Genomic DNA, 18,079 nt, shown 5'->3' on the forward strand with positions numbered 1-18,079 from the left:
GAGGAGGGACCCATGACCGACCGACCCGAATACCCCGGGCCCGAGTACCCCAAAGGCAGGCCGCACACCGATGGCCTCCCCAAGACAGAGCCCCTGACTTCCGCCCAGTTGCGGCAGGACGCCGCTGCCAAGAGAATGCTGCGCCGCCTGGTCCAGAGTGAGACCCCTCCGACGGCGCCGCTGAACATCGTGGACCGCCTTGCCGGGAGCCCCTACGCGAACCCCACGATCCAGGTGGGCGGCGTTGACACGTCGGCCCGGAAAACCCTGGACTTCGCCCTGCACCTTGCTGAAACCATGTTCCGGTACGGCGCCGGTGCCCTGGAGGTGGAGACGAGCATCATCGCCGTCACCGCCGCGCTGGGGCTGAAGAACATCGAAGTGGACATTACCAACCAGTCCGTGGGGATTAACTATGCCCCCAAGGACCAGACCCCTATTGCGCTGCTGCGTGTTGTGCGCTCCTGGACCAACAACTATGCCGGCCTGGCTAAGGTGCACCAGCTGGTGACGGACATCGTTGCCGGGGGAGTGGGCCGTGATGAGGCCATCCGCCGGCTGAACGAGGCCATCACCAGCCCCAAGCCGTTTCCCCGCTGGATGGTCACCGTCGCGTTCGGTACCTTCGCGGCTGTGTTCGTGGGAGTCCTTGGCGGGGGACCGGTATCCTCGGCCATCGCGTTCGCAGCCAACATCGGGATCAGCCTGCTGGCCCGCCAGCTCGGGCGGTGGCGCGTGCCGGACTTCTTCATCACGGCAAGCTGCTCCTTTGTAGTGACACAGCTTGCACTGGTGCTTTGGCAGTTCGGGCTGACCACGTCACCGGCCATTGTGGTGGTGGGCGGTATCCTCCTGCTCCTGCCGACGGGGCGCCTTGTGTCATCCGTGCAGGATGCTATTAACGGGTTCCCGGTCACGGCGGCCGGGCGGTTCCTGTCAACGCTGCTGACCTTCGGTGCCATCGTGTCCGGCATCGCCGTCGCCTTCGTGGTGGGCGAACTGACCGGCATGCAGCGCATCGACGTCACGCAGACGTTCCCGCCTGCATACGACCTGTGGGTCCTGGTCATTTTGGTGGCAGTGGCAGTGATGGCCATTGGAATCACGGAACAGACCACCTGGCAGCTGCTGCTGCCCACAGCCGCTGTGGGAGTGGCAGGCTACCTGGTCCTGCTCGGCGCCAGCCAGCTGGGCATCGGTGACCGCTTTTCGCCGGCCATCGCCGCCGTGGTCATCGGCCTGCTGGCGCGCGTGGTGGCCCTGAAATTGGGTGCGCCCCAACTGGTGGTTGCCGTCCCTGCGGCGCTGATCCTGCTCCCTGGCCTGACCATTTTCCGGTCAATGTATGTGCTCACCATTGAAGAAGCGGAAATCCTGCTCGGCGCCGGGGGCATGCTGAGCGCCGGTGCAATCGTGCTGGGTATTGCCGGCGGAATCGTCCTGGGCGATACGCTGGCGCGTCCGCTGACCCGGAGCCTGGCCAGCAACGAGCGGCGCCGGGCCCGCCGCCGCTAGACCACGGCGCGGCCCGCGGGGCGTCAGAACTGCCCGACCGGCAGTTTCTTCTCGGCCTGGAACGCGTCCTCCACCCTGCCCTGCGCCCAGTAGCCGGACAGCGACACCTGTTTGCGCTCCAAGCCACGCTGTGCGAAAAAGACATCCCGCAGCGCCTTCATGTACCCCCGCTCGCCGTGGGCGAAAACGTCCACCGTGCCCACCGGCCATTCTGCTTCCGCCACCGCTTTGACCAGCAGGTCGCTGGACCCTGCCGGGACACCGTTGCGGGGCAGCCAGGTGATCTTCACTCCGGCGGGGGCGGACACCGGCTGGATGTCGGCGTGGGAATCCACTTCCAGGAAGGCCAGGCCGGCAGCCTCCGGCGGCAGGGCTTCCAGCGACGCGGCGATGGCGGGAAGCGCTGCCTCGTCACCGGCAAAGAGGTACCAGTCGGCCTCCGGGTTCGGGTTGTAGGCGCCGCCCGGGCCGGTGAAGGTGAGTGCGTCGCCGGGCCGGGCCCTGGCCGCCCAGGGCCCGGCGAGCCCTTCATCCCCATGCACCACAAAATCTATGGCAAGTTCGCGGGCCGGCTCATTGACCCAACGGAGGGTGTAAGTGCGCGTATAGGGCCACTGTTCGCGCGGCATGCTCTCCCGGATGCTCCACAGGTCCAGGGGCGTGGGATACGCAATGCCGGGCTGCGGAAAGACGATCTTCACGTACCGGTCCACGAAGCCGTTGTTGACGAAATCCCCGAAGCCTTCACCGCCGGCAACAATCCGGACCATGTGCGGAGAAAGCTCTTCCCTGCGCACTACTTCCAGGTTGACCTGGGGACGGCTCTTCTTGCTTGCGCTGGTGGCGGCGGGAACAATGCTCATAAGGCAAGCCTAAGCTAAGGGGCCGGCGGCAGTTCCCAGATTACGTCCTGTGCACCCTGCTCCCGCAGCAGTTGGTTCACCCGGCTGAAGGGCCGGGATCCGAAGAAGCCGCGGGAAGCGGACAGCGGGCTGGGGTGGGCACTTGCCACGACCGGTGCGCTGCCCAGGAGCGGACGGACGGATTCGGCTTCCTTTCCCCACAGGAGCGCAACAAGCGGCATCGGTGATCCGTCCGGAGACCTGCGGGCGGCAACAGCGGTGACCGCCGCCGTCGTGATTTTTTCCCAGCCTTTGCCGCGGTGCGAGCCTGCGGATCCGGCGCGGACAGTCATCACCCGGTTCAGCAGCAGCACCCCCTGTTCCGCCCAGGCGGAAAGATCACCGTGGGTCCGTGCCGGGATGCCGAGGTCTGCCTCCAGTTCACGGTAGATGTTCGCCAGGCTGCGGGGGATGGGCCGCATGCGCTTATCCACGGAGAAGGAAAGGCCGACGGCGTGGCCCGGCGTCGGGTAGGGATCCTGCCCCACCACCAGGACCTTTACGCCGGCAAGGGGCTGGCGGAAGGCGCGCAGGACGTTGGACGGCGCCGGCAGGACCTGGTGTCCGGCCGCGACTTCCGCTGCCAGGAACGCCAGGACGGCCCGAAGTTCGCTTTCAACGGTGGCCAGTGCGTCGGCCCAGTCCGGGGCCACGAGGTCCGCCAGCGGGCGCCGCGCAAGCTCCGCGAAACCGATGGCACCGGCCGGTTCCTGCTCCAGTTCGAACAAGGCATCTGATTCAAACACCGTCCCATTCTTGCAGGGGAACCGGCCGGGGCGCCCCGGCGGACACAGCTTCCGTTCAGGAAGCAGCGCAAATGACAACGCTGTTATTCGTCCGTAGCATGGGGGTGACACATTGACCGTAACCAGCGAAGGAGTGAGCCGTGGCGGAACCGGCCCGTGAAGATTTGCCGGAGCAGGAGCCACGGAACTCCGTCCTGGCGGATTTCACCCTTCGGGACTCGCCGCTAAGCGGGCGGGAGCAGCAAATACTGGCCCTGGAGCGGCAGTGGTGGAAGTACGCCGGCGCCAAGGAACAGGCCATCCGGGAACTTTTCGACCTCTCCGCAACGCACTACTACCAGCTGCTGAACGCACTGATCGACCGCGAGGATGCGCTGGCGCACGATCCTATGCTTGTCAAGAGATTGCGTAGACTACGTACGTCGCGCCACCGTGCACGTACCGCACGGCGCCTGGGGTCCGACGCCTAGGAAGCCCCACGCCCTCCCAGCAGCAATTCCACAAGGATGTCACCCATGACCAAATACGCCCGCGATGAATTCGACAAGGTCCCCGAGGCCGCGTCGCGACAAGGTGTCCACCGCATGGCTTCTGCCCCTTCACGGGTACGGCTGTGGCCCATCCTGGCGGTCGGCATCGCAGCGCTGGCCATTGGGGTGGTGTCCTTCCTGATCCTTCCCAAGATGGGCTTCAGCGCTGCGGACAACCAGGCATCCGCGAGCCTGGAAGCGACGCCGCTGGCCGGCACGGGCGCAACCGCGGCAGCCGCGCCACAGAGCCCGGTAGAGCCGTCCGCCGAAGCCGCTCCGTCTGCTTCGGACGAGCCCGCGCAAAGTACCCGGGCTGAACCCGGGCCCACCGTCCCGGCTGAAGATCCGGTATTCCTTGACAAGGCACAGCCGGTTGCCGTTTACAACGCCGCCGGGATCTCAGGATTGGCAAGCCGGGTAGGCGGTACGGTCCAGGCTGACGGCTGGACGCTGGGACAGGTGGGCAACTGGGCCGGAGCACCGCAGCAGGGCTCGATCATCTTCTACGCCGGAGCCGATCAGCTGGCCAACGCCCAGGCGCTTGCGGAACTCCTTGGCGTGTCCACGGTAGTGAACAGCACGGAGTTCCAGGTGCCACTGGTTGTGGTGCTGGGCCCGGGCTACCGGTAGTACACGCCCCGTGGCGCCGGTCACGCCTGAATAACTTTTGCCGGCACTGCAACACACTGCCTCCAGCTCCGCACCGGGATTGGCTAGAGTGAATTCCAGGCTTCGGTCCGGGGCCAGGCAGCACACAGCGCCGTGGGCTTCCCCGGTCTTTACGGAAAGAGTGGTCATCATGGCACAGGGAACCGTCAAATGGTTCAACGCGGAAAAGGGCTACGGCTTCATTACCGTTGACGGGTCCGGGGACGACATTTTCGTCCACTGGTCCGCGATCCAGGGTGAAGGCTACCGTGCGCTCGACGAGGGTCAGAGGGTGGAGCTCGAAGTCGGCGAAGGCGAGAAAGGCCCACAGGCCGAAAGCGTCCGGCCGGCCGAGTGAAGCAAGTGTTCCGCCCAGCCGCGTACATCCGTCCGGCGCTTGCCCTCTCCATCTGCGCGCTCCTGCCGGCAACGGCCTGCTCCGGCGTTACCGGCAATGCGCGCCTGGAAGCAGTGGAAGCATCCGGCGACGGCATCCTGCGGGTGGGGCTGGTCCTGGACAACACCGGTGACAGCAGTTTCCTGAATGCTCCCCAGCTGGCCGCGGCCCGGCTCGCCATCAAGGAGATCAACGATGCGGGTGGCCACAAGGGCAGGCCGCTGGAACTTCTTCCCGTCGAAGCGGAGCTGGACGCGACGTCCCAGGCGCAAGCCCTTGTGGTGGCCGAAGCGGACGTTGTTATCGGTCCCACCGATTCCAGCCATGCCGCCGGCGTCATCGACATACTCTCCAGGGCGCGCACGCCGCTGATCTCCCCCGCCAACACCGCCGCGGGGCTCACCGGTATCGAATCGGGCGGCTACTACTTCCGGACCGCCGCCGCGGACGTCGCCCAGGCTCCCGTGCTGGTCAAACTCGCCAAGGACGCCGGTGCCGCCACCATCTCGGTGCTGTACCAGGAAGGCTCCTACGGAAATGACGTCTCGGACGCTGTTTCCCAGGCAGCCAAACAGGCCGGACTGGACGTGGCCGTGACGGAGGAGTTCAAGCCGGGGGAGGCGGGAGAAGCCGCAGGCGCGGCAGGGGACGCCGGCTCCGACGCGGTGATCCTGATAGCCCGCGATGGGGCCCACGGTGCGCTCGCTGAGCTGAACAACGCCGGCATCACCGGTGCGCGCATCATCCTCAGTGATGGCGCATTCGCCCGGTACGGGTCAAAACTGGGTTCCAAGGCGCTCGAGGGCGCCCGCGCGATTGTCCCCGGACAGCTTCCTTCCGCCGGTTTCCAGGAGCGGCTGCTGGCCGTCGACGGAAAACTGAAGGACGTATCATTCGCTGCGGAGACCTACGACGCCATCTCGCTGGCCGCCCTGGCGGCAGCCAAGGCACAGGATGATGCGGGGCGCTCCATCGCGGCGAACCTGATCAGCGTGTCCGGTGGGACTGCGGGTGCTTCGGCGGAGACGCCGGCTGCCGCGTGCCCCTCCTACAAAGAGTGCGTAACCAGCCTGGCGGCGGGCACAGACATAAATTACGACGGCGAGTCCGGCCCCATCGCGTTTGACACCAATGGTGACATCACCACAGCGAACTTCACGGTGTTCACCTACGCGGCGGACAACATTCCAGCGGCCACCGGCCGGGAAACAGCAGGCCGCGCCGCGGACTGATCGCCGTGGGCGAATAAGCGTGCCAGGCGGCGGGTTTGCGGCTCTTTCGCTTGCACTCTCACGTGGGGAGTGCTAATTATTGAGTTAGCACTCTGACGCACCGACTGCTAAGCAAGGCCTGGTTTTGCCCGGCGGCGCGCGGCACCGGTCGAGGAGCCAAGAAACACCTAACTGGAGTGAGATCCCCAGCCCGAGGCATACAGAGGCCGATGGCAAAGGATCGTCCGTCGCGGGCACTGCAGCGAAGGTTCATTCTTAACGACTGTCCCGAAAGGACTATTGCCGTTATGGCCAAGATCATTGCATTTGATGAAGAGGCACGCCGCGGCCTTGAGCGGGGCCTGAACATCCTCGCCGACGCCGTTAAGGTCACCCTCGGCCCGCGTGGACGCAACGTCGTCCTCGAAAAGAAGTGGGGCGCCCCCACGATCACCAACGATGGTGTTTCCATCGCCAAGGAGATCGAGCTGGACGATCCCTACGAGAAGATCGGCGCCGAGCTGGTCAAGGAAGTTGCCAAGAAGACGGATGACGTCGCAGGCGATGGCACCACCACGGCTACCGTGCTGGCCCAGGCCCTGGTCAAGGAAGGCCTGCGCAACGTTGCCGCCGGCGCCGACCCGCTGTCCCTCAAGCGCGGCATCGAGAAGGCCGTTGAGGCGGTCACCGCTGAACTGCTGAACTCCGCCAAGGAAATCGAAACCAAGGAAGAGATCGCCGCCACGGCCTCGATCTCCGCTGGCGACGACGAAATCGGCGCCCTCATCGCCGAAGCCCTGGACAAGGTGGGCAAGGAAGGCGTCATCACGGTCGAGGAGTCCAACACCTTCGGCCTGGAGCTGGAACTCACCGAAGGCATGCGCTTCGACAAGGGCTACATCTCCGCCTACTTCGTGACCGACGCAGAACGCCAGGAAACGGTCCTCGAGGATCCGTACATCCTGATCGTCAACTCCAAGATCTCCAACGTCAAGGAACTGGTTGCTGTCCTGGAAAAGGTCATGCAGTCCAACAAGCCGCTGCTGATCATCGCCGAGGACATCGAGGGCGAGGCCCTGGCCACCCTGATCGTCAACAAGATCCGCGGCACCTTCAAGTCCGTCGCCGTCAAGGCGCCAGGCTTCGGTGACCGCCGCAAGGCACAGCTCGCCGACATCGCCGTCCTCACCGGCGGCCAGGTCATTTCCGAGGAAGTCGGCCTGAAGCTGGAAAACGCCGGCCTGGAACTCCTGGGCAAGGCACGCAAGGTTGTCGTCACCAAGGACGAGACCACCATCGTCGAGGGTGCAGGCGACGCCGACCAGATCGCCGGGCGCGTTTCCCAGATCCGCGCCGAGATCGAGAACTCCGACTCCGACTACGACCGCGAGAAGCTGCAGGAGCGCCTGGCCAAGCTGGCCGGCGGCGTAGCAGTCATCAAGGCCGGTGCCGCAACCGAGGTTGAGCTCAAGGAGCGCAAGCACCGCATCGAGGACGCAGTGCGCAACGCAAAGGCCGCTGTTGAAGAGGGTATCGTCGCCGGTGGCGGCGTGGCCCTCATCCAGGCCGGCGCGAAGGCATTCGCCAACCTCCAGCTCTCCGGCGACGAGGCAACCGGTGCCAACATCGTCCGCGTTGCCATCGACGCTCCGCTGAAGCAGATTGCCTTCAACGCCGGCCTCGAGCCGGGCGTTGTGGTTGACAAGGTCCGCGGCCTGCCCGCAGGCCACGGCCTGAACGCAGCCACCGGCGAGTACGTCGACCTGCTCGCAGCCGGCGTCAACGATCCCGTCAAGGTGACCCGCTCTGCCCTGCAGAACGCAGCCTCCATTGCCGGCCTGTTCCTCACCACCGAGGCAGTCGTGGCCGACAAGCCCGAGAAGAACCCCGCTCCCGTTGGCGGCGGCGACGACATGGGCGGCATGGGCGGCTTCTAGCCTTCCCGCCGGGACCTGTCCCGCTGATACAACAAATGCGGCCCCCTCTTCGGAGGGGGCCGCATTGGTTTCCTGCTTAAGCGGATGCCGGTCCCTGGAGTGCCCCGGCCGGCCGGGCTCCCGGCTACTTACGCGCGCCGGACAGCATCGCTTCGACTTCCTTCTTGAAAGCCTCCGCAGCGGCCTGCGGCGTGAGGCGGTCGTACAGCACTTCGTCCGTGTAACGCTTGATCACGTTCTGGACGCTGCCGGCTCCTACCGGCGGAACCGGCGGTGCTTCCTTGATGTCCGGGGCAATGTCCTTGAGGAATGACACCACGGTGGTGTCCGCAGGCTTCAGTGCGGGGGTAATGCTCTCAACGATGTCCGGGTTGGTGGGCACGCCACGGTCCGTCATCAGGATCCCGCCGGCTTCCGGGTTGTTTGCGAGGTAGTTGATGAAGGTGGCGGCCTGCTCGGGGTGCTTCGAGCGCGACGAGGCGGACCAGAACATGGTGGGCTTGTAGTACATGCCGTTCTTCGCGGCGGAGCCATCGATGCTCGGCGCGCGGAGCATCTTGATGCTGCTACCCGTGGTGGACTCCAGCGAGCCCAGCTGGTTGGTCCACCACCAGGCCATGCCCACCCTGTTGGTGCCGAAGAGGCTTTCCTCCAGGCCGGCGCCCGAATCTTCGGTGGCCACCGTCGCCGGCGGGCTGGCCTTCGAATCCCGCTGCTCCTTCAGCCGCTCCCAGAAAGAGGCTGCCGTGGCGGTGTCGAAGTCCAGTTTGCCGTCCCCGGAGTACAGATTTTCACCGTGCTGCCGAAGCCAGATGATCAGGTCTGCTTCGTTGCTGCCGTAGGCGGCACCGTAGTTCTTTCCGTCACCCGCGGCGCTGATTTTAGACGCGGTGTCCATGAACTCGTCCCAGGTCCAGGTGGTGTCATCGGGGACGGGCACGTTAGCCGCCTCGAAAACCTTGGTGTTGGCCATGATGACGTAGGCGTTCTGGCCTGTGCTCAGGCCGTACTGTGCGCCGTCGTACTGGCCCGAGGCCAGGGCTTCCTTGTCCAGCTTGGACGTGTCGATGCCGTCCTGCTTCGACAGGTCCAGGAGAGCGCCCCGGCCGCCGTACTCGGCGATGTACTTCTGGTCCATCTGGATGACGTCCGGAGCATCGTTTGCGGCCGTCTTGGTGGCCAGCTTGTCCCAGTAGCTGCCCCATTCGCCGGGCTCGGACTCGATGTTGATGTTGGGGTGCTCCGCCTCGAAGGCCCCGATGACCTTTTCGGTCTGGGCATTCAGGTATTCGTTGCCCCACCAGGCGAAACGAAGAGTGACCTCCTCGTTGTTTCCCGAACCGGCGGGCGCGCCACAGCCGGTGGCAAGGATGGAGAGGGCCAAGGCCGCTGCGCCGAGCTGGAACTTTCGCCGGCTTACAGTCCGAATCGTCATTGATGTGCCTTCCTGATACCGCTCTGCTGCTGCGACCATTGCCGCTGTCCAGAAAGCGTTTTCTCATTTTCCGATAAGAGCGATTGTTCCCCGCTCCGGCCCGTCCGTCAAGGATTTTCGGTAACCGCTTTCCCGGTGGGCTTTGCAGCCTTTTGCTCCGAATGCTGGGGTGGCGACAGGGTCTGTTGCGGAAGGTCACGCCCGCCGCGCGCCCGATTGTCGTGCCGGTCTGGCAGGATGGACCGGTGACGATTACTGCAGCGGCTGACGGTTCGGCCTTGGGAAACCCGGGTCCGGCGGGCTGGGCCTGGTATGTGAATGATGACTGCTGGCGCGCCGGTGGCTGGCCCCACGGGACCAACAACCAAGGCGAACTGATGGCAGTCCTCGACCTGTTCCGGGCCACCGCCCACCTTCCGCAGGAGGATCTGCGCATCCTCTGTGACAGCCAGTACGTCATCAACTCGATCACTAAGTGGATGCCCGGGTGGAAGCGCAAGGGCTGGCGGAAGGCCGATGGAAAACCGGTCCTGAATGTTGAGCTCCTCAAGGAACTGGACCGCGAACTTGCCGGCCGGAAGTACACCTTCGAATGGGTCAAGGGACACGCGGGCCATGAGCTGAATGAAGCCGCAGACGAGCGCGCCAGGGCGGCTGCCACGGCCTACCAGCAGGGCGTGGCAGCCCGATCCGGCCCCGGTTTTCCCGGCTCCCATCAACTGTCTGCCGCGGGCCGCGGATCAAGTGCGGTGCCCTCGTCTGCCTCCGGTACAACCCGACAGGCAACAGAAACGCGCCGGCCGGCAACATCCCGGCCGGTAGAAATCCCGCCAATGGGCGGTCCGGACGAGCCCGACCTGTTCAGCCAGTTCGAAACCGACCCCTTCGACGTTGCCGACGGAACCCGGCAGGCCCCTTCGCCCGAGGCCCTGGTGGAGGAACTGGAACGCGAACTGCTGGGGCCGTTGGTGCGCGGTGACATCGGGCGCACGGCGGTCCTGCTGCACCCTGACTTTATGGAAATCGGCAGCTCCGGAAGGGTCTGGACGCGGGACGCCATGATGATGGCGCTGGAAGAAGACCCAGGGGAGCGGACCGACATTGAGATCCTGGGGGCAGACCGCATCGGCACAGGCGCGGTCCTGCTGACCTACCGTAGCTTCGCGCGCTCAGGTACCACCCTCCGTAGCTCGCTGTGGGTTCTGGACGGCGGCCGGTGGCGGCTGCGGTTCCATCAGGGAACACCGGAAGCCTAACTGCAGCCGGCGGCAGTGGTGCGTCAGCCTTGCCCGGCAGTCCTGCGGAAACCCGGCGCTGCCGCTCAGCTGAAGCGCTGCGTGTTGCCCTGCTCGGCCTGAGCGTAGGTGGCGGCGGCTGATGCCAGCGCGGTGTTGATGGAAGCCAGGGATGCCTCGACCCTGCCCTGGGTCAGGGTCCATTCGGCGATCAAAGCCTGGAAGTTCGTGGCTGCGGAACCCCGCCAGGAGCCCTGCAGCTCGTCCAGTCCGCGCTTCATGGCCTGGACGTCGGCGCTGATCCTGTCCACCGTGGCCTGCACGCTGGCTGACTTCAGTTGGAGCATTTCGGTATCGACGGAAATGATGCTCATGGCGGTGCCTTTCACTGTACGGGGGAGTGTGTGCTTCCCCGCCCGGCTGTTCCGGGCTGCTGCAACGAGCCTATGAAGACGCCTGTTCCCGGTGCCACGGCGGGAGGCTATATGTGGATAACCTCGCCGTCGCCGCCCTTGGCGCCTGCATGCGTTGGCGGTTCATCGCGGCAGGGCAGGCTGACGACAAATGTGGCTCCGCCGCCGTCGGTATCTTCCACCCGGACGGAACCGCCGTGCGATCCCACAATCGCAGCCACAATGGCCAGTCCCAGGCCGCTGCCGCCTGTTTCACGGGTCCGGGAGGTATCTGCACGGTAAAAGCGCTCAAAGACCTTCGAAGCATCCTCGTCCGAAATGCCCGGCCCGTGGTCACGTACCTCGATGATGGAGCGTGCTTCGCCGTCAACAGTCCGCACCCCGACGGCGAGCTCGATGGGACTGCCCTCCGGGGTGTAGCGCAAGGCATTGCCCACCAGGTTTCCCACCACCTGGCGGAGTTTTGCTTCGTCGCCCAGCACCGGCGCAGGGACGGCGGGCCCGCCGTCGAGCCCGGTCAGCGAGATCACGCGGGAGCGGTCGCTGGCCTGGGTGTCCACCACCGCGTCGTGGGCCACCAGTTGAAGGTCCACCGGCTTTTGCTGGAGCGGCCGTTGCTCATCAAGGCGCGCCAGCAGCAGCAGGTCTTCCACCATGGACCCCATACGCTTTGCTTCGCTCTCGATCCGGCCCATGGCAGTGGCCACGTCATCCACGGTGGTCAACGCGCCGTGCCGGTACAGCTCGGAGAATCCGCGGATAGTCACCAGCGGGGTCCGCAGTTCATGGGACGCGTCCGCGGCGAACCGGCGCATCCTGGCCTCGGAGGCGGTACGGGCGGCGAAGGCGGCCTCAATATGGGCGAGCATGGCGTTCAGGGAGCTGCTGAGCCGGCCGAGTTCGGTGGCCGGGTTCTCGACGTCCACACGGCGGGACAGATCACCGGCAGCAATGGCCGCTGCTGTCTTTTCCACCCTCGCCAGCGGCCGGAAGGACCGGGATACCGTCCAGCTGGCAATGAGGGAGGCCAGCAGCAGGGTGAGCAGGCCAACCCCGATGACCACCAGCGTGGCGTGCTCAAGGACGTCGTCAACACTTTGCAGCGACAGGCCAATAACCACCACGGCCGTGGTCTGGTTGTTCTGCACGGGCACCGCAACAACCCGCCAGTTCTCGCCGTCGGTGCCGCGGACCTGGTAGGGGACGGCCTTGCGCGCCTGCGCCTGCTCCACGGTGATGGAGCTGATGTCCGGATGGTCCTCGCTGTCGCCACCGAACGGATAGGGCTCCTCGCCGGGGGCAAAGAGAATCAGCGAATAGTCGGTGGGAACGATTGGATTGGGAGCCTGCAGCTGCGTGAACGACCTCTGCTCCTGGGCCAGGTTGACCGCGGCGTACAGCTTCTCATCCACCTGCCCCTGCAGGTAGCTGTGCAGCAGCGTCAGCGTGCCCGCCCCGGTCACCGTCAGGGCCACGATCAGCAGGGCCATGATCATGGCAACCAGCTGCGTCCTCAGGGAGGAGGACTTCCACCGCTCCAGCAAGGTCAGCGCTTTTCTGCCGTCCGCAGCACGTAGCCCACGCCGCGCTTGGTCTGGATGAGTGCCGGGGCCTCGGGGTCGATGTCCACCTTCCGCCGCAGGTAGGAGATGTAGGACTCCACGATGGAAGCGTCACCGTTGAAGTCGTACTCCCACACGTGGTCCAGGATCTGGGATTTGGACAGCACGCGGTTGGGGTTGAGCATGAGGTACCGGAGCAGCTTGAACTCCGTGGGCGAGAGCTCGATGACCGTGCCGCCGCGGCGCACCTCGTGTGCATCGTCGTCGAGTTCCAGGTCGCCGACCCGGATGACGGCGTCGTCGTCCAGCAACGGCTGGGTGCGCCGCAGGACGGCGCGGATCCGCGCCACCACTTCGTCGAGGCTGAAGGGCTTGGTGACGTAATCATCCCCGCCCACTGTAAGGCCGGTGACCTTGTCCTCGGTGTCGTCCTTGGCGGTCAGGAACAGCACGGGGAAGTGCTTGCCGGATGCGCGGAGCTTCCGTGTGACGGTGAACCCGTCCATGTCCGGAAGCATGACGTCCAGCACTGCCAGGTCAGGGGCGTGGGTATCCGCGGCCGCCAGCGCGTCCCGGCCGTTGGCTGCGGACACCACTTCGAACCCGGCGAACCGGAGCGATGTGGAAAGCAGCTCGCGGATGTTGGGTTCGTCGTCGACAACGAGGAGCTTCGCTTCTGGACCGTTCTTGTTCATACTCCCATCATGCTCCCAGTCTCTGGGAGTTGTCTGGATGTTCCATGAACGAACCGTGCGGCTGCGGAGAAGGGATGGCCGGCAATGCCAGGCCCCGCAACACGAATTGTTCCTGTTTATCTGTTCAAAGCCCTGCTGGGGTGTCCTGCGGCGTTACCACCCCATAGTCCCCGGTTCACCCTTGAACGGACCCACCACGCGGTCCGTGATCCAGCCGCCGTAAAAGCCCCCTGCCTGCGGACGCACGCGCTCGCCGTCCACCTCGCAGCAGTCCATCCTGCCCGGGTAAACCGCCACGCGGTCTGCCAGTTCCTCGTATCCCGCAACGGGATCCGGGTAGAACCACGCCGCCTTTTCCGCGACCGTACTGCCGCCCCGGACCGTGAGGTAGCGGGCCGAACCTTTGAACTCGCAGAAGCTGCTTCCGGGTGCAGGCTCCAGTGCCCCTGGCATGAAGGCGGAGCGGGGCAGGTAGTAGACGGGAGGATGGCTTGTCTCCAGGACCCGGATCGAATCCGTGGTGTCCAGGATCAGTTCCCCACCCAGATATATCCGGATCCGTTCCCGGCTTGGCTCGACCCGTGGCGGGCGCGGGTAATCCCACACCGACTCCTGGCCCGGCAACGGAACCACTCGGCTTGTTTTCGAACGCATACCCACCAGTGTGCACCCCAGGCCGGCACTGGAACCCTAGCCGGGCTGCCCCACATCCTTGGCGTCCATGATCCGGTATGCGTAGCCTTGCTCGGCCAGGAACCGCTGGCGCTTAGCGGCGAACTCCTGGTCCAGCGTGTCCCGGGCCACCAGGGAGTAGAAGCGGGCCGAGCGGCCGTCCTTCTTGGGGCGCAGCAGCCTTCCCAGCCGCTGTGCCTCCTCCTGCCGGGATCCGAAGGAACCTGACACCTGGATGGCCACTGACGCCTCCGGCAGGTCGATGGAAAAGTTGGCAACCTTGGACACCACCAGGGTTTGGATGTCTCCTGCCCGGAAGGCATCGAAGAGCTTCTGCCGCACCTTGACCGACGTGTCGCCCTTGATCACCGGCGCTTTCAGCCGCTCGCCCAGGTCATCCAGCTGGTCGATGTATTGCCCGATCACCAGCAGCTGTTCCCCTGCATGCCGGGCCACCAGTTCCTCAACCACCCTGGTTTTGGATTCCGAGGTGGAACACAGCCTGTACTTGTCCGCGTCTTCAGCCATGGCGTAGGCAACCCGCTCGTCCTTCGGCAGGTCCACCCGGACCTCCACACAGTCGGCGGGGGCGATATACCCCTGGGACTCTATGTCCTTCCACGGCGCGTCATAGCGCTTGGGGCCGATCAGGGAAAACACCTCGCCCTCCCGGCCGTCCTCCCGCACCAGGGTGGCGGTGAGCCCCAGGCGGCGGCGGGCCTGGAGGTCCGCCGTCATCCGGAAAATCGGAGCAGGCAGGAGATGGACCTCATCGTAGATGATCAGGCCCCAGTCGTGGCCGTCCACCAGTTCCAGGTGCGGATACAGCCCGCCGCGTTTTGTGGTCAGGACCTGGTAGGTGGCGATAGTTACCGGCCGGACTTCCTTCACGGCGCCTGAATACTCTCCGATCTCGTCGTCCGTCAGGGACGTGCGCTTCAGCAGTTCGTCCTTCCACTGCCGTGCGGCCACGGTGTTGGTGACCAGGATCAGGGTGGTGGTTGATCCGGTAGCCATCGCTGCCGCCCCCACCAGGGTTTTGCCGGCCCCACAGGGCAGCACCACCACGCCGCTGCCGCCGGCCCAGAAATTCTCGCTGGCGAGCTGCTGGTAGGGACGCAGTTTCCAGCCGTCCTCGTTCAGTGCGATCAGGTGCGGCGTGCCGTCCACATAGCCCGCCAAGTCCTCCGCCGGCCAGCCGATCTTGAGCAGGAGCTGCTTGAGCTGCCCGCGCTGGGACGCGTGGACCACAATGGTTTCGCCGTCGATCCGGGGCCCCAGCAGGGGCTGGATCTTCTTGGCCCGGATCACTTCCTCCAGTACGGGGTAGTCGTCCGTGCGCATGACCAGTCCGTGCTGGGGGTCCTTTTCCAGTCGCAGCCGCCCGTACCGTGACATCGTTTCCTCGACGTCGATCAGCAGCGAATGCGGGACCGGGAACCGCGAGTACTTCAGCAGGGTGTCAAGGACTTTCTCGGCATCCAGCCCGGCCGCGCGGGCATTCCAGAGCCCGAGCGGCGTCAGCCGGTAACTGTGCATGTGCTCGGGTGCCCGTTCCAGCTCGGCGAAGGGCGCAATGGCGTGCCTCGCCTCCGTGGCCAGCTCATGGTCCACCTCGAGGAGGATGGTTTTGTCACTCTGGACGATCAGGGGTCCGTCGTTCACGCAGGAAAGTCCTTCACTGGCGCAGTTCCTCTGCGGCCTCAATGTCGATAATGCGGTGGATGGACAGGACACGTTCTGTTTCCTTCGCGGGGTCAAACACCCGGACACGTCCGCCGTTCACCGATAAGGGAACAACGATCTCCAGGTTGGCATTCCCCAGGCTGTCGACCACATTCATGCTGATCCGCTGCTTCAGCCTGATGGCGCGCTGCAGGGTCTCCAGCCCCAGCTGGGTGGCCGCTTCACCGGACTGGTCCCCAGAGCCGGCGCGGGCCCCGGAGGCATGATGCCCGACGGCGGAACCCAGCTGGCGGAGCACCGCCAGCTGGGCGTCCACGTCCTCAGCTGCCGGTGCCGTACGCGGTGCCGTATAGACGGGCCGAAGGCTTTCCTGCGGGACAGGGGCGCGGCGGAGCCTGACGGCAGGGTCCTCCGTTCCTTCCACCGAGGGGGAGAGGCCCAGGCTCCGCAGGATATTCGCTGCTTGATGCGGCGGGGCGGTGGACACCAGGACCGTGGGTGCAATCCGGACCAGGCCCAGTGCGGCGGCTTTGGGCCCCGACAGGATCTCGGCAAGCGCGGTTTCGTCATCGCTTTGGATGAAGCTGGCGGCGGGGCCTACCCGCATCCTGCCATGCCGGGAAGCAGTGTCCTCCACGAGGTATTCGAGTGGCTGGGGCACGGCGGTGGCCGAGTGTTCCCGCAGGAACTCCAGCAGGCCGGCGGCGTCGTAGCCGGCGTCGAGGGCGCGCCGGATGGAGTTGTCCGAGAACCGGTAGATGGTGGCGGGTCCCTGGCCTTCGGCGTCGGCCATGACCAGGAGTTTTTCCGTCAGCCCGGGAGCAAGGTAGCCCGGCGCAACGGCGGTGAGGTCGGCCTGCAGGAGCACGTGGTTCAACGCAGCCGGCAAGTGCTCGCCCAGGATGGCAAGTGCGGCGTCCGGCCGGTCCTCGGCGAAAGCGCTGCCCAGCTGGCTCAAGGCACCGGAGCCCACCAGGCCGAGCATTTCGGCTTCGGCGAGGACCCCGCGGATCAGTGAAGTGAAACGCCGCGCCATCCGCGGCTGGGCCCATTCGGCCCGCTGCAGGACTGCGGCGGCGTCGAGCACCGGGGCAGTGCCGTCCGGGGCTGCCGCTTCGGTGGTGAGCTCATGCAGGATTTCCAGGATCCGTTTGCGGATTACGGGAGCATCAGGCCGCTGCGGCTCAGCGGACAACGCCACGATGGTGCTGCCGGACGCCGTTCGGTGCGGCGTTGTCCCTTGGGCACCATTAACGGGCTGGCCCACCAGCGACGGGACACGTTCGCTCGCCAGCCAGGCGTTCACCAGCCACAACCACTGTTCCTGGCGGGGCAGGACGAGCCATTCCAGCTGCGGTGGCTGTACCCAGGACGATGAATCCACGTCCAGCCGGATCAGGCCTGCGAGCCCGCACAATTCCAGCAGGAGTCCCACGCGTCCCTGGTCGACCCCGAGCAGTTCGCCCAGCCGGCGCACTTCGCGTACACCCACCCCGCCGCTGCGCAGCGTGGCCAGCGGCTGATCCCTGACGGCATGCAGCAGCTCGCCCACCAGCCGAAGGGTTTCCGAGATGGCACTCATCGCCGCGTTCCTGCGCAGCAGGGCGCTGGTACGGCCCAGCTCCGGGACGGGCGGCGAGAGCATGAAGTCATTGATGATCGCCCCACCACGCAGCGACAGCCCCACGCTGTGCGGCAACTCGACATGTGCCGCATCCAGCGGCACCAGCAGGCCGCGGGCCAGGAGCCAGTCAACGGGCCCGACGTCGGAGCCCTCGGTCGTGATGGACGCCTTGCGTTGCGCCTGGGGGACGGCACCCATGGCCCAGTTGCGGAACCTGGCGAGCAGCGCCGTCGTCCGTTCCGGGGCCCCGGCAAGGATTTTCTGAACCGCCTCCGGCGAGGAGGTCCAGTGCTGCAGCGCGAGGGCTGCCTCCATGGGAGTGGTCGCGTCCTGGATGGCGACGCCGCTGCGGTGCAGCTCGGAGACCAGCTGGACTGCCCGCTGCGCGAACGCCGGCTGGAGGCGGACCAGTTCCGTGTAGCTCCTGCCAAGGCCTGCAGGATAGAGGCCCACCACGTCCTTGAGGCAGCCGACCGGGAGGTAGAAGCGCTGCCGGGCGCTGGAAGGAGGCGTGCCGTGCGGCGGCGGGGCACGGTGCACCAGTGCCAGGTCCTGCAGGGTTGCCAGGATCCGTTCCACCACGGCGACGGTGGAGCCGGAGATCATTTTCCGGAGGCTCGCGGCCGAGGCACTGTGTTCAGTATCCGTGTTGGTGCACAGGTGGAGGGTTTCGAGGACCTGCATCTGCGGCCTGTTCAACCGTTCGAGTGCCCGCTGCACGCTGACCCGCGCGCTTGCCCGCGCTGCGAGGGCCGAAAAGTCCGGAACGGCGGGGGAGATGAGGTCCGGCCGCGCATCGAACAGCACACGCAACGAGTCGTCGCTGCGTGCCTCCAGGTCTTTGCTGAGCGCGCGAATGAGGGACATCAGT

At 65.8% G+C, this 18,079-nt stretch carries 16 protein-coding genes; 7 read left to right on the forward strand and 9 right to left on the reverse strand.

The annotated features are described in order from the left end of the window. The first annotated feature begins 12 nt into the window (after positions 1–12). Complete coding sequence (locus NXY83_RS04715) at positions 13–1,515, forward strand: threonine/serine ThrE exporter family protein (RefSeq protein ID WP_258804934.1); 1,503 nt, start codon at positions 13–15, stop codon at positions 1,513–1,515. Between the two features lie 23 nt (positions 1,516–1,538). On the opposite strand, the gene NXY83_RS04720 is transcribed toward NXY83_RS04715, so the two are convergent. Continuing rightward, a complete protein-coding gene (locus NXY83_RS04720) occupies positions 1,539–2,378 on the reverse strand; it encodes a siderophore-interacting protein (protein WP_258804935.1) in 840 nt (279 codons plus the stop codon). A 14-nt stretch (positions 2,379–2,392) separates the two neighbouring features. Next, the gene (locus NXY83_RS04725) at positions 2,393–3,163 is read right to left on the reverse strand and encodes a uracil-DNA glycosylase (protein WP_258804936.1); all 771 of its coding nucleotides are present in this window, start codon (positions 3,161–3,163) and stop codon (positions 2,393–2,395) included. Between the two features lie 140 nt (positions 3,164–3,303). On the opposite strand from NXY83_RS04725, the gene NXY83_RS04730 reads away from it, so the two are divergent. The 5 genes from NXY83_RS04730 to groL all read left to right on the forward strand — a co-directional run bounded on the left by NXY83_RS04730 (position 3,304) and on the right by groL (position 7,886). Continuing rightward, positions 3,304–3,633, forward strand: coding sequence for a DUF3263 domain-containing protein (locus NXY83_RS04730; RefSeq protein WP_258804937.1), 330 nt, complete (start codon positions 3,304–3,306; stop codon positions 3,631–3,633). 45 nt (positions 3,634–3,678) lie between these two features. Further along, positions 3,679–4,323: a LytR C-terminal domain-containing protein gene (locus NXY83_RS04735; RefSeq protein ID WP_258804938.1), complete on the forward strand. Its 645-nt coding sequence runs from the start codon at positions 3,679–3,681 to the stop codon at positions 4,321–4,323. 169 nt (positions 4,324–4,492) lie between these two features. Next, entirely contained in the window at positions 4,493–4,699 is a 207-nt protein-coding gene (locus NXY83_RS04740; protein WP_009358138.1) for a cold-shock protein, read from the forward strand. Further along, positions 4,696–5,970, forward strand: coding sequence for an ABC transporter substrate-binding protein (locus NXY83_RS04745; protein WP_258804939.1), 1,275 nt, complete (start codon positions 4,696–4,698; stop codon positions 5,968–5,970). Before NXY83_RS04740 ends, NXY83_RS04745 begins: the two co-directional genes overlap by 4 nt. Before the next feature lie 287 nt (positions 5,971–6,257). After that, the gene (gene groL, locus NXY83_RS04750) at positions 6,258–7,886 is read left to right on the forward strand and encodes a chaperonin GroEL (protein WP_258804940.1); all 1,629 of its coding nucleotides are present in this window, start codon (positions 6,258–6,260) and stop codon (positions 7,884–7,886) included. Between the two features lie 124 nt (positions 7,887–8,010). Here groL and NXY83_RS04755 read toward each other — a convergent pair whose 3' ends face one another. Further along, the gene (locus NXY83_RS04755) at positions 8,011–9,321 is read right to left on the reverse strand and encodes an ABC transporter substrate-binding protein (protein WP_258804941.1); all 1,311 of its coding nucleotides are present in this window, start codon (positions 9,319–9,321) and stop codon (positions 8,011–8,013) included. Positions 9,322–9,566: 245 nt separating this feature from the next. Here NXY83_RS04755 and NXY83_RS04760 point away from each other — a divergent pair, with 245 nt between their 5' ends. Next, entirely contained in the window at positions 9,567–10,577 is a 1,011-nt protein-coding gene (locus tag NXY83_RS04760; protein WP_258804942.1) for a ribonuclease HI family protein, read from the forward strand. Positions 10,578–10,642: 65 nt separating this feature from the next. Here NXY83_RS04760 and NXY83_RS04765 read toward each other — a convergent pair whose 3' ends face one another. The 6 genes from NXY83_RS04765 to NXY83_RS04790 all read right to left on the reverse strand — a co-directional run bounded on the left by NXY83_RS04765 (position 10,643) and on the right by NXY83_RS04790 (position 18,075). Next, positions 10,643–10,930, reverse strand: coding sequence for a WXG100 family type VII secretion target (locus NXY83_RS04765; protein ID WP_258804943.1), 288 nt, complete (start codon positions 10,928–10,930; stop codon positions 10,643–10,645). A gap of 107 nt (positions 10,931–11,037) precedes the next feature. Beyond that, entirely contained in the window at positions 11,038–12,513 is a 1,476-nt protein-coding gene (locus NXY83_RS04770) for a sensor histidine kinase (protein WP_258804944.1), read from the reverse strand. A 2-nt stretch (positions 12,514–12,515) separates the two neighbouring features. Next, positions 12,516–13,226, reverse strand: a complete 711-nt coding sequence (locus NXY83_RS04775; RefSeq protein ID WP_258804945.1) for a response regulator transcription factor — start codon at positions 13,224–13,226, stop codon at positions 12,516–12,518. Positions 13,227–13,379: 153 nt separating this feature from the next. Then, the gene (locus NXY83_RS04780; RefSeq protein ID WP_258804946.1) at positions 13,380–13,880 is read right to left on the reverse strand and encodes a DUF427 domain-containing protein; all 501 of its coding nucleotides are present in this window, start codon (positions 13,878–13,880) and stop codon (positions 13,380–13,382) included. Positions 13,881–13,916: 36 nt separating this feature from the next. Then, positions 13,917–15,563 (reverse strand): DNA repair helicase XPB, encoded by a 1,647-nt coding sequence (locus NXY83_RS04785; protein WP_258804947.1) that lies wholly within the window; start codon positions 15,561–15,563, stop codon positions 13,917–13,919. 13 nt (positions 15,564–15,576) lie between these two features. Beyond that, positions 15,577–18,075, reverse strand: coding sequence for a helicase-associated domain-containing protein (locus NXY83_RS04790; RefSeq protein ID WP_258804948.1), 2,499 nt, complete (start codon positions 18,073–18,075; stop codon positions 15,577–15,579). Positions 18,076–18,079: the final 4 nt, after the last annotated feature.

The sequence above is a fragment of the Pseudarthrobacter sp. NS4 genome (genome assembly GCF_024758005.1).
Lineage (GTDB): Bacteria > Actinomycetota > Actinomycetes > Actinomycetales > Micrococcaceae > Arthrobacter.

What these genes read in the sequence shown, in the direction of transcription:
- NXY83_RS04765 (WP_258804943.1), bottom strand. Translation starts at nt 10,930, where the DNA reads ATGAGCATCATTTCCGTCGATACCGAAATGCTCCAACTGAAGTCAGCC.
- NXY83_RS04755 (WP_258804941.1), bottom strand. Translation starts at nt 9,321, where the DNA reads ATGACGATTCGGACTGTAAGCCGGCGAAAGTTCCAGCTCGGCGCAGCG.
- NXY83_RS04740 (WP_009358138.1), top strand. Translation starts at nt 4,493, where the DNA reads ATGGCACAGGGAACCGTCAAATGGTTCAACGCGGAAAAGGGCTACGGC.
- NXY83_RS04790 (WP_258804948.1), bottom strand. Translation starts at nt 18,075, where the DNA reads ATGTCCCTCATTCGCGCGCTCAGCAAAGACCTGGAGGCACGCAGCGAC.
- NXY83_RS04735 (WP_258804938.1), top strand. Translation starts at nt 3,679, where the DNA reads ATGACCAAATACGCCCGCGATGAATTCGACAAGGTCCCCGAGGCCGCG.
- NXY83_RS04780 (WP_258804946.1), bottom strand. Translation starts at nt 13,880, where the DNA reads ATGCGTTCGAAAACAAGCCGAGTGGTTCCGTTGCCGGGCCAGGAGTCG.
- NXY83_RS04720 (WP_258804935.1), bottom strand. Translation starts at nt 2,378, where the DNA reads ATGAGCATTGTTCCCGCCGCCACCAGCGCAAGCAAGAAGAGCCGTCCC.
- groL (WP_258804940.1), top strand. Translation starts at nt 6,258, where the DNA reads ATGGCCAAGATCATTGCATTTGATGAAGAGGCACGCCGCGGCCTTGAG.
- NXY83_RS04775 (WP_258804945.1), bottom strand. Translation starts at nt 13,226, where the DNA reads ATGAACAAGAACGGTCCAGAAGCGAAGCTCCTCGTTGTCGACGACGAA.
- NXY83_RS04715 (WP_258804934.1), top strand. Translation starts at nt 13, where the DNA reads ATGACCGACCGACCCGAATACCCCGGGCCCGAGTACCCCAAAGGCAGG.